The sequence below is a fragment of the Kitasatospora sp. CMC57 genome (assembly GCF_045866025.2).
Classification (GTDB): Bacteria; Actinomycetota; Actinomycetes; order Streptomycetales; family Streptomycetaceae; genus Kitasatospora.
The window spans coordinates 5,236,926-5,251,403 of the sequence record NZ_AP035881.2; the positions used below are offsets into that span (position 1 = coordinate 5,236,926).

Genomic DNA, 14,478 nt, shown 5'->3' on the forward strand with positions numbered 1-14,478 from the left:
TGAGTGGGCGTCAGCCCTGCCGCCAGCGGTTGGTGATGGGGAGTCGGCGGTCCCGGCCGAAGCCCTTGCGGGAGATCTTCGGGCCCGGCGGGTACTGCCGGCGCTTGTACTCGGCGGTGTCCACCAGACGGACGATCCGGTCCACCACGGCCGGGTCGAACCCCTGCGCCACGATGGCGTCCCTGCCCAGGTCACCCTCGACGTAGAGGTCGAGGACGGTGTCCAGCAGGTCGTAGTCGGGCAACGAGTCGGTGTCCACCTGATCCGGCCTCAGCTCGGCCGACGGCGGCTTGCTGATGGTGTTCGCCGGGATCGGCGGCACCTCGCCGCGCTCCTCGGCCAGCTCGTTGCGCCACGCCGCGAGCCGGAAGACCAGCGACTTGTAGACATCCTTGATCGGCCCGTACGCGCCCACCGAATCGCCGTACAGGGTGGAGTAACCCACCGCCAGCTCGCTCTTGTTGCCCGGCGCGAGCACGATGTGCCCCTCCTGGTTGGAGATCGCCATCAGCAGCGTGCCGCGCAGCCGGGACTGCAGGTTCTCCTCCGCCAGCCCGGTCAGCCCGAGCGCGTCCATGTAGGCGTCGAACATCGGGGCGATCGAGACCGTACGGAAGTTGAGGCCGGTCCGCTCGGCCAGTTCGGCCGCGTCGTCCCTGGAGTGCTGGGAGGAGTACCGGCTCGGCATCGAGACGCAGTGCACGTTCTCCGCCCCGAGCGCGTCCACAGCGATCGCCGCCACCAGGGCGGAGTCGATGCCGCCGGACAGGCCGATCAGCACCGAGCGGAAGCCGTTCTTGCGCACGTACGCCCTGGTGCCCTCGACCAGCGCGCCGTAGATCTCGGCCTCGTCGCTCAGCCGGGGGGCCGGCTCGTACACCGGCTGCTCACGCTGCTCCGGCTCGCCCCCGAGCTCGGTGCGGACCAGCTGGAGACCGTCCACCAGCAGCAGCCCGTCGACGTGGTTCGCGGACGCGGCCCGCAGGTCCAGGTCCACCACCAGCAGGGTCTCCTCGAACTGCGGCGCCCGCGCGATCACCTCGCCCCCGGCGCCGACCACCAGCGAGTCACCGTCGAAGACCAGCTCGTCCTGGGCCCCGACCATGTTCAGGTACGCCAGCGGGCAGTCCGCTTCGGCAGCCCGCCGCTGCACCAGCTCCAGCCGGGCGTCGTCCTTGTTCCGCTCGTACGGCGAACCGTTGATCACCAGCAGCAGCCCGGCCCCGGCCTCGCGGGCCGCGCTCACCCGGCCGCCGTCCTGCCAGATGTCCTCGCAGATCGCCAGCGCCACGTCCACGCCGTGCAGCCGCAGTACCGAGAGCTGGTCGCCCGGCACGAAGTAGCGGTGCTCGTCGAAGACCCCGTAGTTGGGCAGGTAGTGCTTGGCGAAACGGTTCACCACCTCGCCCCGGTGCAGCACCGCGGCACAGTTCTGCGGCGACCCGGCGGGCCGGCCCGGCCTCGCCCGCTCGGAGCGCCCCAGGTAGCCGACCACCACCGGCAGCTCACCCAGCCCCTCGGCGGCCAGCCGCGCCGCCAGCTCGACCAGCGCCGCTCGGGACGCCTCCACGAACGAACTCCGCAGCGAGAGGTCCTCCACCGGATACCCGGTCACGGCCATCTCGGGGAACGCGACCAGCTGGGCGCCGGCCTCGGCGGCCCGCCGGGTCCAGCGCACCACCTCGTCGCAGTTGCGCGCGATGTCACCGACCCAGGGGTCGGTCTGGCTCAGGGCGAGGCGGAGAGTCGGCATGGTCCCGAGTGTAATCGTCTAACTGACGCTATGTCGCCTGCGGCGTTAACCTGGTTACGGCCTGGACAGACCAGACGGAGGTTCTGCCATGAGATGGCAGGTGCAGGAAGCCAAGCAGAAGTTCAGCGAAGTGCTCCGTCTGGCGGAGGCCGAAGGCCCCCAGGTCGTGACCCGGCACGGCGACGAGGTCGCGGTGGTCATCGACATAAGGGAGTACCGGCGGCTCAAGGGAGAGGAGATGGACCTCCGGGACTACCTGCTGCAAGGTCCGACCATCGAGGGACTGGAGATCGACCGTTCCACGGAGCCGACCCGAGCGGTGGACTTCGGCGGTGACCGGTGACCTATCTGCTCGACACCGACGTCGTGTCCGAGGCCCGACGACCGCGTCCCAATGCTTCCGTGCTCGCCTGGCTGTCCGATGCCCCGCTCGGCGAGTTGTACCTCAGTGTGCTGGTCGGCGGGGAACTCAGGCAGGGCATCGCGCGACTCCGGTGGAGAGGGGACGACCGGCAGGCCGCTCTGCTCGACGGATGGCTGACCGGCCTGGAGCGGATCTACGGCGACCGCATCCTGCCCGTGACCCGCGAAGTCGCGGACACCTGGGGGCAGCTGAACGTACCGGACCTGCTGCCGCCGATCGACGGGTTGCTCGCGGTCACCGCGAAGGTGCACGGGCTGACGTTGGTGACCCGCAACGTCAAGGACGTGGCTCGGACCGGCGTGCCGGTGCTCAATCCGTTCGACCCGGTCGGCTGAGCGGCGCCCGGGGGTGGATTCCAGACGAAGATCCGACATGATGGGGGCAGTTGTCGCCAGGCCGCTTCCGGCGCGCTTCGGGGCGTAACACGAACGTAAAGAGCAGAGGTGAGACTGTCCCCATGGGCAAGCAGCAGGAGTTCGTGCTTCGTACGCTCGAGGAGCGTGACATCCGTTTCGTCCGGCTGTGGTTCACCGACGTGCTCGGGTTCCTCAAGTCGGTGGCCGTGGCACCGGCCGAACTGGAGCAGGCGTTCGAGGAGGGCATCGGCTTCGACGGCTCCGCGATCGAGGGCTTCGCCCGGGTCTACGAGTCCGACATGATCGCCAAGCCGGACCCGACCACCTTCCAGATCCTGCCCTGGCGTTCGGAGACCCCGGGCACCGCGCGGATGTTCTGCGACATCCTGATGCCCGACGGCTCGCCCTCGTACGCGGACCCTCGGTTCGTGCTCAAGCGCACCCTGGAGAAGGCGTCCAGCCTCGGCTTCACCTTCTACACCCACCCGGAGATCGAGTTCTTCCTGCTGAAGAACCTCCCCGGTGACGGCACCCCGCCGATCCCCGCGGACCAGTCCGGCTACTTCGACCACACCCCGCGCGGGGTCGGCCACGACTTCCGGCGCCAGGCCATCACCATGCTGGAGTCGATGGGCATCTCGGTGGAGTTCTCGCACCACGAGGGCGCCCCCGGCCAGCAGGAGATCGACCTCCGCTACGCCGACGCACTCTCCACCGCCGACAACATCATGACGTTCCGTCTGGTCATGAAGGAGGTCGCGCTCGAGCAGGGCGTGCACGCCACCTTCATGCCGAAGCCGTTCTCCGACCACCCCGGCTCCGGTATGCACACCCACCTCTCGCTCTTCGAGGGCGACCGCAACGCCTTCCACGAGTCCGGCGCCGAGTACCAACTCTCCAAGGTGGGCCGCTCCTTCATCGCCGGCCTGCTCCGGCACGCCGCCGAGACCGCCGCCGTCACCAACCAGTGGGTCAACTCCTACAAGCGGATCTGGGGCGGCTCGCAGCGCACCGCGGGCGCGGGCGGCGAAGCCCCCTCGTACATCTGCTGGGGCCACAACAACCGCTCCGCCCTGATCCGGGTCCCCATGTACAAGCCCGGCAAGCAGGGCTCCACCCGCGTCGAGGTCCGCTCCCTGGACACCGGCTGCAACCCCTACCTCGCCTACGCGGTCACCCTGGCGGCCGGCCTCAAGGGCATCGAAGAGGGCTACGAGCTCCCTCCGGGCGCCGACGACGACGTCTGGGCCCTCTCCGACGCGGAGCGGCGCGCGCTGGGCATCCAGCCGATGCCGCAGAACCTCGGCGAGGCCATCGACCTGATGCAGCGCAGCGAACTCGTCGCGGAGACGCTGGGCGAGCACGTCTTCGACTTCTTCCTGCGCAACAAGCGCCAGGAGTGGGAGGAGTACCGCTCCGAGGTGACTCCGTTCGAGCTGCGGAAGAACCTCCAGGTGCTGTAGCCGCAGGTCAGAGCGGCCTGCAACGCAGGAGGCCCCTCGGGCCGACGGATCAGCTCCGTCGACCTGAGGGGCATTTTCACGGCTCACGTGGTGGCGTTGAGGCTGGCTGAGGCCAGGGCCAGACCACGGTGATCTGTGGCAGTACAGGCTGGGCGGGAGCTCGATCGCGTAGCGAATGATCAGCCCCGGATCAAGCTGGTGGAACCGGGATTCAGTCCCAGTCTCCGGGGTCGGTGGCCTCGATCAGTGCGGACAGCTTGGCGCGGTCGTGGAAGGCGCTGCTGAGAATCGACCCGAGCTCCCGCAGGGCCGCCTCGTCCTTGCCGTAGACGCACATCATCCCGGCCTCGGGGTCGAAGCCGCCGATCCGATCGCCGAGTTCCGGCGCGTGTACGCGGACCGCAGTGTGCGCGACCGCGTCCCAGCTGTAGCCGCTGGCCTCCTGGCCGACCGCTTCGAAGAGGTCGGCCGCCTGGGCGAAGTGGTGGTCGGTGAGGATCAGGCTGTAGTTGCCGGGTGAGGTGTCGAACAGGCTCAGCGGGGCGAGGTCCGGGCGATCGATTGCTTCCGTCATGCGGGCATCGTGGCATGATCCGCCGACAGTCCGGCCTGGCCCCTGTGTGGAGCGTGGTGCCACTTCGATGGCAAGGGCACCTTGATGGACGGTCAGGACGAAGCTGCTCCTGCGGTCGGCGGCCAGTTCCCGAACGCACTGAAACCTTTCCGAGCACCGAGGCGTGGATAGGTGTGGAGCCCGGCCACCGGGGTCGGCTCAGGAGGGGGAAACGACATGCGACGGTGGACCACCGCGCTGGCTGCAGTGATACTCGCTGCGGGAGTTGGGGCAACCACGGTCCCGGCGGCTTCGGCTGTCACCGCCGGTACTGCCTGTGCGACCGGTTGGGGCAGCCTGAACCGGCAGGATCAGACCGTCCCGTACCAGCCGCAGGCGCTGGCCAACATCCGTACCGGCGTCCAGGAGTGCTTCGACCGCCTGGTGGTGGACGTGCCGGGCACCTCGGCGGCCAATCCGCTGAGCTACCGGGTGCACTACATGGGCGGCAACGCCATCTACCAGGCCGGCTCCGGTACGCCGATTCCGGTGCGCGGTGGTGACGTGCTGGAGATCGTCGTCGGCGCGGCCACCTACGACCCCTCCACCTGGGAGGTGGTCTACCCGGGCCGGGCGGGCAACCCGCTGCCGGGCGTCGACCTGACCGGCTACCGCACCTTCGTCGACACCCGCTTCGCCGGCAGCTTCGAGGGCGAGACCCAGTTCGGCCTCGGGGTCCGGGCACGCCTTCCGTTCCGGGTCTTCCAGCTCGACAACCGCCTCGTCATCGACGTCGCCCACAGCTGGGGAAGCTCCGCCTGACCCACCCGAAGATCCCGACCGCCCGCCCCACCGGCCCCGCCGCTGACGCCTGCGTGGCCACCTTCGTCGTTGCGCGCTGGGAGGGGGTCCTCGATGCCGAGGCCGCCCGCGCGGCGCTACCCGGCCCCGCGCCAGTCATGCAACCGCAGGTACCGGTCCCCGGCCCGGCCCCGGCCGCCGAGGTGCTGGAAATCCGTACGTAGCTCGCGGAATCCGCCGCTCGGCCCGGTTCTCGAAGGCTTCGCAGCCGCCGAGGACCGGGTCGTACTGTTCGCCGGGAGCGTCGCGGAACCGCTCGGGACGGCGCAGGGCCGTCCTTCCGGCTGGTGGCTGACGGCCGGTCAGGCCTATGGGTGCACGGGCCCCGGAACCTCCGACGAATCGGCAGGCACAGCTGCGCTGAGGCGGTACGTCGTCGGGTGTTGGAGACGACCGCAGAGCGTGTCGATCCGCAGGCTCGACTCGTCGTACAGACGCTCCGCACGCAGGCGGCGCACGTATGCCTGCCACTCGCTGTAGTCCTGCGTCTCGTAGATCACCTCCCAGCGTGCATTGGCGTACGCGGCGGCATGACGCCGACGTGCTTCCTGCTCCCGCTGCTTCCGTTTCCTCTGCCCAGGCATGGACACCACCCTGACGGAACGCCGGCCGCCTGACAACCGATGACGATCGAGCTGATGGCCCGTCAGGTCCGTTCGGCTGCGAGGAGTTCGGCGATGATCTCGGTGCCGAGGGCGTACGCCGGGACACCGGCGGTGATGAGGGCCGTTTCGGTGACGCCGAGGAGGTCGGGGAGGGTGGCGCCGGCGTGGAGGGCACCGGTGGCGTGGATGCGGGCGGGGGTGGGGTGGTTGAGGGCCAGGAGTTGGCCGAAGTGGACGAGTTGTTGGATGCGGGGGCCGAGGGGATTGTCGGTCAGGACGATGTGGCGCAGGGCGGCGAGGGCCTCTTCGGTCGGGAGGCGGTCGAGGCGTTCGGCCAGCTGGAGGCGGTCTTCCACGCCGGTGGGGACGGAGCCGAGAGTGGCACGGTAGCGGGCGCGTACCGCTTCGGCCCGGGCGTCGGAGAGGGCGTCGGTCATGACGCGGCCCGGGCGATCGCGGCCTGGACGTCCGCCAGGGCGCCGGCCGGGAAGTCGACCGCTCCGCCGAGGGCCGCGGCGGCCAGTTCGGCTTCGGCGCTCTCCTCGATGGCGACCACCAGGTGGGCGGTGGCCGCCGAGTCGGGGCCGAAGACCAGGAGGCCGTGGTTGGCGAGGAGGACGGCGGAGGTGGTGGGGCGCTGCGACAGGACCGAGGCGATGCCGCGGACGGAGACGTCCGACCCGCGCGGGCCCCAGGGCACCACCGGGACGTCCTCGGGCTGGCCGAAGCGGAGCATCGGCTCGGTGCGGCAGGGCAGCGGGCGGTGGGCCACGGCGAAGGCGGTCGCGGCGGGGGAGTGTGTGTGGATGATGGCGCCGACCCGGGGGCGGGCGCGGTAGACGGCGCTGTGCATGGCGATGATCTCGGTGCTGACGGACCGGAGTTCGCCTTCGAGCAGCTGCCCGTCCAGGGTGACGGTCGCCAGGTCCGTGGGTCGCAGGCCGCGGACGAAGCCCGGGGTGAGGAGGAAGCGGTCGCTGTCGAGCCTGGCGCTCAGGTTGGCGTGCCCGGAGTGGGACATCACCCCCGCGGTGAAGAGGCTCTCGGCGGCCTCGACCAGTTGGCGGGCGGTCGGTGAAACGGTCATCGCGGCAACTCCGTGGTCGGCCGGCAGCGTCCGCCGATGCGGTGCTGTCCCGGTGCCGACCACTCTTCAACTTGCACTAAGGTTTAAGTCAAACATGCAGGTGGAGGGGGTGGGGACTGGTGCGGTTGACGATCGGTCAGCTCGCGGGGGCGACCGGGGTGCCCGCCTCGGCGATCCGGTTCTGGGAGCGGCACGGCCTGCTGCCCGAGCCCGAGCGCCAGGGCGGCCAGCGGCGCTACCCGCCGGAGGCCGTCGAACGGATCGTGGTGCTGCGCAAGTGCCAGCAGGCCGGTCTGACCCTGGCCGAGATCCGCGAGTTCCAGCTGAAGCAGTCGCTCAGACAGACGATGATCCGCAGCAAGATCATTGAGATCGAGCAGCGCATGGTCGACCTCGACCACGCCCACCAGCTGCTGACGCACGCCCTGCGGTGCGGGGAGGAGGACATCGTCATGTGCCCGAAGTTCCGGGAGCAGATGGCGGACTGGAGTCGGCAGGCGTGACGGCTCCCGGGGCCAGCTGACGGGCGGTCAGGCTGGGTGCCGGACCGCGCTCACTGATGGCGGTATGTGTTTAGCCAGTTACACAGAGTTGTGTTCCGATGGGTTCAGTCCACCCTCACTGGTTGGCCGTGCTGGAATGCGCGGCCCTCTGATCCGAGAGGTACACATGCCCCACACCGTTAGTCGCGCCGTCGGCGCCCGTCGGCTGGCGCGCCGCGTCGGAATCGCGGGTGCGGCCCTGGTCGCCGTCGCGGCCCAGCTCATGGCCAGCCCGGTCGCCGACGCACGTGGCTCGGGTACGCACCGGGCCGGAGACGACGTTCTCCAGCAGAACGTGCTGCCGATGAAGACTCGGTTCAGCGGCGAGTTCCACGGTTCGATCACCCGGATCAGCAACTCACTGATGACCTGTGACGAGACCCAGCCGCCGGTGGACCCGGCGCAGCCGCCCTGTGAGCAGGCCAGGGCCGGTGAGGGTTCGCGGCCGATCAACAACAACTACCAGATGAAGTACATCAACATCGACCCGGGCTCCGTCGGCCCGCTCGGTGACGAGATCTACTCCGCCAGCTCCGCCGACCTGGGCCTGGTCGAGGGCTCGAACGTGAAGTACGCCCGGCTGTACTGGGGCGGCACGCGCGGCATCGAGGGCACGGTGCTGCCGGAGAGCCGGATCAACGAGGTCTACCTCAAGCTGCCGGGTGACAGCCAGTACACCAACATCGCCAACGACCAGGCCTCGATCGGGTACATCACCACCCAGGCCGAGAGCAGCTACCAGGCCTCGGCCGACATCACCGAGCTGGTGAAGGCGAAGGGCAACGGCACCTACACCGTCGCCAACATGGACTCGGTGGTGAAGCCGCACAGCTGGGGCGGTTGGACGATCGTGGTCGCGTACGAGAACGAGTGCAAGCCGCTGCGCCACATCAACCTCTGGGACGGCTTCGTTCCCGAGCTGCCGAACAGCCCGGAGATCAGCCTGAAGCTTGAGGGCCTGGTCACGCCCACCGAGGGTGAGATGCACGCCAAGCTGGGCTACGTGGTCTACGACGGTGACCTGAAGTGGACCGGCGACACCTTCTTCGCCAAGTCCACCAACGGGCCGCTGACGGAGTTCACCGACGCAAACCACGTCTCCAAGGACGCGTTCAACTCCACCATCGAGGAGCTGACCCCGGCCGACCAGTTCAAGCGGGTGCCGTACAACCGGAACAACTTCGGCTACGACTCCAACCGTTGGGACATCTCCAACATCCTGCGTCACGGTGACACCGACATCACCGCGACGGTCGCCACCGACAAGGACGGCTACAACCTGGGCGTCTTCTACGCCTACGTGAACCTGGACTCCTCGGTGGAGGACTGATCCTCCGTCGTCACCTGCCGCGCCTCCGCTCGCCGGGGGCGCGGCAGTGGCGTTCCCGGGCCCGAGCCGCCGCGCAGGCGGCGCTCCAACGGCCGTTCCACCCAGCGGAAGAGTGCTCCCGCCACCGCGAGGGCGGTGCCGGCCAGCAGTAGCCAGACCATCAGGGTGGCGAGCCCGGGGGCCGGTCGGCCGCAGAGCGCCAGCCAGGTCCGGAAGCCGATCTCGTGCACCAGGTACCAGGCGAACGACCAGTCGCCCAGGCGGACTTGGACCCGGTGGCCGAATCCGCTGCCGCCCCGCAGGTCGGCCTGCGCCGCCGCGGTGATCAGCAGCGCGAAGAGCGGCGCGGAGAGCAACTGCGCGGCGGAGTACGGCCCGTACCAGAGCGAGTCCGGGACGGCCCGGTGCCAGGGGATGAGTGCCGCGTGGAAGAGGACCGCCGCCAGGACGGCGGAACGCAGCGGCAGCGGGCGCACCAGGCCGCGCCGGACGGCCAGCGCGGCGGCCGCGCCGAGCACGAACTGCGGGGTGCGACTCAGTGGGAGGTAGTCCAACAGCCAACTGCGCAGGGCGGGTTCGGGCATCAGGGCGCCCGCGAGCCAGAGCAGCGGGCCGAGCAGGGTGCAGCCCGCCAGGACCGGCCCCGGTCGGCGTCGGGCCAGCACCGGCAGCAGCAGCGGGAAGAGCAGGTAGAACCAGGCCTCGTCGCCGAGCGACCAGCCCGCCGGGTTGCCGCCCATCACCGTCCCGTGCAGCCAGGGGTGCAGCATCGGCAGTGACCAGAGCGCGGCCGTCAGCGGGACGGCGGCGCCGATCGCGGCGTACACGGCCAGCGACAGGCCGGTGGTGAGCACGTGCAGCGGCCAGATCCTGGCCAGCCGGCGGCGGTAGAACACCAGCGCGGGCACGGGGGCGTCGGCGTACGTCCAGGCCAGCACGAAGCCGGAGAGCACGAAGAAGAAGGTCACCCCGCTGCGGCCGTACCAGACCAGCGGGGACAGCAGTGGCAACTCATTCAGCTGGCGGGAGAGATGGTAGAGCACCACCAGCAGGGCGGCCCAGAAGCGCAGCCCGGTGAGCGAGGGGAGTCGGATGGGCACACCGGGGATAACGGGGCAGTGGACGCGGGGGTGACGGGACGTCGGCCACGGCTGTCGGCCCTCGCACACGTACGCTCGTACCGAACGGATGTCGGTGGCAGAGAGGCGGCCCTGGTGGCGGAGCGGAGCAGTCGGCTTGAGGTCCGCCTGGTGCGGCGGGGGTTCTCCGACCCGCAGGCCGCCGTCGGTCTGCTCGGCCAGCCCTGGCTGTCCGGGCTGGCGGACGACCCCCTGCTGCTGGACGCGCTCGGCGCGACCGCCGACCCGGACCTCGCGCTGCTCGGCCTGGCCCGGCTGCTGGAGGCGCTCGACCCGGCCGAACGGCACACCCTGCGGGACACCCTGACCAGCTCCAAGCCGCTCCGCGACCGGCTGCTCTCGGTGCTCGGCGCCTCCACCGCCCTCGGCGACCACTTGGCCAGGCACCCGCGCGACTGGCACGCCCTGGTCACCTTCGAGCTCCGCGACATCCACCCCGGTACCGAGGACTTCCGGCGCGAGCTGCACCAGCGGATGCGGACCGCGGGCACCGACCGGGCGGACGCGCTGCGGATCGCCTACCGGCGCTGCCTGCTGACCATCGCCGCCCGCGACCTGAGCGGCACCACCGACCTACCGCAGACCGCCGCCGAACTGGCCGACCTGGCCGGCGCCACCCTGCAGACCGCGCTGGAGATCGCCGCCGACGAGGATCCGGAGGCGGCCGGGCGCTGCCGGCTCGCGGTGATCGGCATGGGCAAGTGCGGCGGCCGCGAGCTCAACTACGTCTCCGACGTCGACGTGATCTTCGTTGCCGAACCGCGCGAGGGGGTCGAGGAGCACCAGGCGATGCAGGCCGCCACCCGGCTGGCCGCCCGGATGACCCGGCTCTGCTCGGACACCACCGGCGAGGGCACCATCTGGCCGGTGGACGCCAACCTGCGCCCCGAGGGCCGCAACGGCCCGCTGGTCCGCACCCTGGCCAGCCACCTGGCGTACTACCAGCGCTGGGCCAAGACCTGGGAGTTCCAGGCCCTGCTGAAGGCCCGTCCGGTGGCCGGTGACGCCGAGCTCGGCGCCGCGTACGCCCAGGCCACCGGAGCGCTGGTCTGGCAGGCCGCCGAGCGGGACAACTTCGTCGCCGACGTCCAGCAGATGCGCCGCCGGGTGGTGGACGCGATCCCCGCCCGCGAGGTGGACCGGCAGCTCAAGCTGGGCCCCGGCGGGCTGCGCGACGTCGAGTTCGCGGTGCAGCTGCTGCAACTGGTGCACGGGCGGACCGACCCCCGGCTGCACAGCCCCACCACCCTCCAGGCGCTGGAGGCACTCAGCGCGGCCGGCTACGTGGGCCGGGCCGACGCCGCCTCGCTGGATGCCGCGTACCGCTTCCTGCGGGCGATGGAGCACCGGATCCAGCTGCACCGGCTGCGCCGCACCCACCTGGTGCCCACCGACCCGGCCGACCTGCGACGGCTGGCTCGCTCGCTGGCGGGGCACATCAACGACGACACCAACGCCGATCCGGTGGCCGCGCTCCAGCGGGAGTGGCGACGGCACGCGGTCGAGGTCAGGCGGCTGCACGAGAAGCTGTTCTACCGTCCGCTGCTGGACGCCGTGGCCGAACTGCCGGCCGGCGTGATCGGGCTCTCCACCGAGGCGGCCAAGGCCAGGCTGGAGGCGCTCGGCTACGCCGATCCGGCGGCGGCGCTGCGCCACCTGAGCGCGCTGGCCTCCGGGGTGAGCCGCAAGGCCGCGATCCAGCGCACCCTGCTGCCGGTGCTGCTGGGCTGGTTCGCCGACTCGGCCGACCCCGACGCCGGGCTGCTGAACTTCCGGCAGGTCTCCGACGCGCTCGGCCGCACCCCCTGGTACCTGCGGCTGCTGCGGGACGAGAGCGCGGCCGCCGAACAGCTGGCCCGGGTGCTCTCGGCCGGGCGGCTGGCCCCCGACCTGCTGCTCCGGGCCCCCGAGGCGGTGGCCATGCTCGGCGACCCGCAGGGCTTGGAACCGCGCGGGCGGGCCGCCCTGACCCAGGAGATCCAGGCCGCCGTCGGCCGGGCCGGATCGGCCGCCGCCGGGGTCGCGGCGGCCCGCGCGGTCCGCCGCCGGGAGCTGTTCCGGACGGCTGCCGCCGACGTGCTCGGCCGGTTCGGCGAGGAGCCGGGCGCCGCCGTGGACGCGGTGGGCGACGCGCTGACCGTACTGAACGCCGCCACTCTGCAAGGGGCGCTACAGGCCTGCGTGGCCGAGTGGGAGGCGGCCAACGGTGAGTTCCCGACCCGGCTCGCGGTGATCGCGATGGGCCGGTTCGGCGGGCAGGAGATGGGCTACGGCTCCGACGCGGACGTGCTCTTCGTGCACGAGCCGGTGCTCGGCGCGCTGGACCAGGACGCCGCCCAGGCCGCGTTCGCGGTCTGCAACCAGCTCCGGACACTGCTGGCCGCGCCGTCCACCGAACCGCCGCTGCTGGTCGACGCCGACCTCCGGCCGGAGGGCCGACAGGGGCCGCTGGTCCGGACCCTCGGCTCGTACGAGGCGTACTACCGGCGCTGGTCGCACGTCTGGGAGTCCCAGGCCCTGCTGCGGGCCGCACCGGTCGCGGGCGACCCCGGGCTCGGGGCGCGGTTCCGCGCACTGATCGACCCGCTGCGCTACCCCGGCGTGGGGGTGCCCACCCAGGACCTGCTGGAGATCCGCCGGATCAAGGCCCGGATCGAGGCCGAGCGACTGCCGCGCGGCGCCGACCCGACCACCCACACCAAGATCGGCCGGGGCGGTCTCGCCGACGTGGAGTGGACGGTGCAGCTGCTCCAGCTCCAGCACGGGCATCGGGTGCCCGGGTTGCGGACCACCCGGACGCGGGCCGCACTCGCGGCGGCGGTCGAGGCGGAGCTGGTCGAGGCGGAGGACGCGGCGGTGCTGGACGCGGCGTGGGTGCTGGCCTCGCGGGTGCGCAGCGCGGTGATGCTGGTACGGGGCCGACCGGGCGACAGCTTCCCCGGCGAGGCCCGCGAACTGGCCGGGGTGGCCCGCTACCTCGGCTACGGCTCCGGCCACACGGGCGAGCTAGTCGACGACTACCGCCGCACCACGCGCCGGGCGCGGGCCGTTGTGGAGGAGCTCTTCTACGGCTAGGCCCTGTCCGGGCGATCTTGTCGGATCAGCGTGCGGCGCCGGGATGTGACATCAGCCGCTGGCGCGGCGGGTCCGACGTCGCACGCTCGGCAAGATCGCCCGGACAGGGCCCAGGGCCGGACGGGGCCCAGGACGGCCTCGGGAGCGTCGCACCCGCAGACGTCAGTGGTCGACCTTGGTGAGGGCCCACTGTTCCGGGACCGTGAGGTCGTCCTCGGGGGCGGTCCGGGTCCGGGGGAGTTGGTAGACCCAGACGTGGTAGACCAGGCGGGCGGCCGCGAAGCCGAGGGCCAGGCAGACTGCGCCGCCGACCGCGTCCATCCAGAAGTGGTTGGCGGTGGAGACGATCACCAGCAGCGTGAGGGCCGGGTAGAGCAGACCGAGCACCCGGCCCCAGAGCGGGCGGGCCAGGAAGAAGATGGTCAGCCCGCACCAGAGCGACCACCCGATGTGCATCGAGGGCATCGCCGCGTACTGGTTGGAGACGCTGGCCGCCGCGCCGGAGGCCATCGAGCCCCAGGTGTCGTGCACCTTGACGGTGTCGATGAAGGCACCGCCGGTCATCAGGCGGGGTGGGGCCAGCGGGTAGAAGTAGAAGCCGATCAGGGCCAGGCCCGTGGTGACGAAGAGCACCGTACGGGCGGCCGCGTAACGGCCGGGGTGGGAGCGGTAGAGCCAGACCAGCACGCCTATGGTCACGATGAAGTGCAGTGTGGCGTAGTAGTAGTTCATCCCGACGATCAGCCAGGCCACCGAGTCGACCGCGTGGTTGACGCTGCGTTCGACCGCGATGCCGAGGTGCTGTTCGAAGTCCCAGATCCAGCCGGCGTGCCGCTGGGCGATGACATCCTGTTCGGGTACCGCGTTGCGTACCAGGGAGTACAGCCAGTAGCTGACCCCGATCAGGGCGAGTTCGAACCAGAGCCGGGGCCTGGCCGGGGTGCGGCGCTGGTCGCGGATGCGGCCGCGGACGGCTGCTCCGGTGGACTGGGCGGCGCGGGTGGCTCCGTCCGGTCGGCGGACCGTGCGGTCCGCGCCCGGGACGGAACCGGCCTGCGCCGCCGCCTGGGCGCCTGCGGCGTCGGCTGCGAACTGCTCGGTCGATTCCCCCATGGGCGAGAAGTCTGCCAGACGGGCCGTGGCCCTCTGCTCATCCTGCGGTTGTGGATTCTTCACCGCCTGTCCCCCTTCCGGGGTAGGTGGCTGAGTACCGGGGTCTGACACATGAAGTCCATTGTGACTCGTTCGGGGGCGGCCGGTCGACGCGACCCCGGTCCTCCGGGCGGCAGG

The 14,478-nt window shown here is 71.0% G+C and carries 13 protein-coding genes; 7 read left to right on the top strand and 6 right to left on the bottom strand.

Annotated elements, in window-relative coordinates; all coding sequences use genetic code 11:
• Window positions 1-10: 10 nt before the first annotated feature.
• Window positions 11-1,753 (bottom strand): NAD+ synthase, encoded by a 1,743-nt coding sequence (locus ACKUU6_RS23565; protein WP_407990549.1) that lies wholly within the window; start codon window positions 1,751-1,753, stop codon window positions 11-13.
• Between the two features lie 88 nt (window positions 1,754-1,841).
• On the opposite strand from ACKUU6_RS23565, the gene ACKUU6_RS23570 reads away from it, so the two are divergent.
• The 3 genes from ACKUU6_RS23570 (at window position 1,842) to glnA (ending at window position 3,996) form a co-directional block, all read left to right on the top strand.
• On the top strand, window positions 1,842-2,096 hold the full coding sequence (locus ACKUU6_RS23570; protein WP_407990550.1) for a type II toxin-antitoxin system Phd/YefM family antitoxin: 255 nt from the start codon (window positions 1,842-1,844) through the stop codon (window positions 2,094-2,096).
• Window positions 2,093-2,512 carry a type II toxin-antitoxin system VapC family toxin gene (locus ACKUU6_RS23575; RefSeq protein WP_407990551.1) on the top strand — a complete coding sequence of 140 codons (420 nt, stop codon included), beginning with the start codon at window positions 2,093-2,095 and terminating at the stop codon, window positions 2,510-2,512. Before ACKUU6_RS23570 ends, ACKUU6_RS23575 begins: the two co-directional genes overlap by 4 nt.
• A gap of 122 nt (window positions 2,513-2,634) precedes the next feature.
• Window positions 2,635-3,996 (top strand): type I glutamate--ammonia ligase, encoded by a 1,362-nt coding sequence (glnA, locus tag ACKUU6_RS23580; protein WP_407990552.1) that lies wholly within the window; start codon window positions 2,635-2,637, stop codon window positions 3,994-3,996.
• Between the two features lie 211 nt (window positions 3,997-4,207).
• On the opposite strand, the gene ACKUU6_RS23585 is transcribed toward glnA, so the two are convergent.
• Window positions 4,208-4,570 (bottom strand): Imm51 family immunity protein, encoded by a 363-nt coding sequence (locus ACKUU6_RS23585; protein WP_407990553.1) that lies wholly within the window; start codon window positions 4,568-4,570, stop codon window positions 4,208-4,210.
• Window positions 4,571-4,786: 216 nt separating this feature from the next.
• On the opposite strand from ACKUU6_RS23585, the gene ACKUU6_RS23590 reads away from it, so the two are divergent.
• Window positions 4,787-5,371, top strand: coding sequence for a hypothetical protein (locus tag ACKUU6_RS23590; RefSeq protein ID WP_407990554.1), 585 nt, complete (start codon window positions 4,787-4,789; stop codon window positions 5,369-5,371).
• A 685-nt stretch (window positions 5,372-6,056) separates the two neighbouring features.
• On the opposite strand, the gene ACKUU6_RS23595 is transcribed toward ACKUU6_RS23590, so the two are convergent.
• Together ACKUU6_RS23595 and ACKUU6_RS23600 are read right to left on the bottom strand one after the other, a co-directional pair.
• Entirely contained in the window at window positions 6,057-6,452 is a 396-nt protein-coding gene (locus ACKUU6_RS23595; RefSeq protein ID WP_407990555.1) for a carboxymuconolactone decarboxylase family protein, read from the bottom strand.
• The gene (locus ACKUU6_RS23600; RefSeq protein WP_407990556.1) at window positions 6,449-7,102 is read right to left on the bottom strand and encodes a class II aldolase/adducin family protein; all 654 of its coding nucleotides are present in this window, start codon (window positions 7,100-7,102) and stop codon (window positions 6,449-6,451) included. The genes ACKUU6_RS23595 and ACKUU6_RS23600 overlap by 4 nt, the downstream gene beginning before the upstream one ends.
• A gap of 119 nt (window positions 7,103-7,221) precedes the next feature.
• Between ACKUU6_RS23600 and ACKUU6_RS23605 the strand changes: the two genes are divergently transcribed.
• Together ACKUU6_RS23605 and ACKUU6_RS23610 are read left to right on the top strand one after the other, a co-directional pair.
• Complete coding sequence (locus tag ACKUU6_RS23605; RefSeq protein ID WP_407990557.1) at window positions 7,222-7,605, top strand: MerR family transcriptional regulator; 384 nt, start codon at window positions 7,222-7,224, stop codon at window positions 7,603-7,605.
• Between the two features lie 166 nt (window positions 7,606-7,771).
• Window positions 7,772-8,974, top strand: a complete 1,203-nt coding sequence (locus tag ACKUU6_RS23610) for a hypothetical protein (RefSeq protein WP_407990558.1) — start codon at window positions 7,772-7,774, stop codon at window positions 8,972-8,974.
• On the opposite strand, the gene ACKUU6_RS23615 is transcribed toward ACKUU6_RS23610, so the two are convergent.
• Window positions 8,941-10,074, bottom strand: a complete 1,134-nt coding sequence (locus ACKUU6_RS23615) for an acyltransferase family protein (protein WP_407990559.1) — start codon at window positions 10,072-10,074, stop codon at window positions 8,941-8,943. The genes ACKUU6_RS23610 and ACKUU6_RS23615 overlap by 34 nt on opposite strands.
• Before the next feature lie 111 nt (window positions 10,075-10,185).
• Here ACKUU6_RS23615 and ACKUU6_RS23620 point away from each other — a divergent pair, with 111 nt between their 5' ends.
• Window positions 10,186-13,188 carry a bifunctional [glutamine synthetase] adenylyltransferase/[glutamine synthetase]-adenylyl-L-tyrosine phosphorylase gene (locus ACKUU6_RS23620; RefSeq protein ID WP_407992211.1) on the top strand — a complete coding sequence of 1,001 codons (3,003 nt, stop codon included), beginning with the start codon at window positions 10,186-10,188 and terminating at the stop codon, window positions 13,186-13,188.
• Window positions 13,189-13,350: 162 nt separating this feature from the next.
• Here ACKUU6_RS23620 and ACKUU6_RS23625 read toward each other — a convergent pair whose 3' ends face one another.
• Window positions 13,351-14,301, bottom strand: coding sequence for a phosphatase PAP2 family protein (locus ACKUU6_RS23625; protein WP_407990560.1), 951 nt, complete (start codon window positions 14,299-14,301; stop codon window positions 13,351-13,353).
• Window positions 14,302-14,478 lie beyond the last annotated feature (177 nt).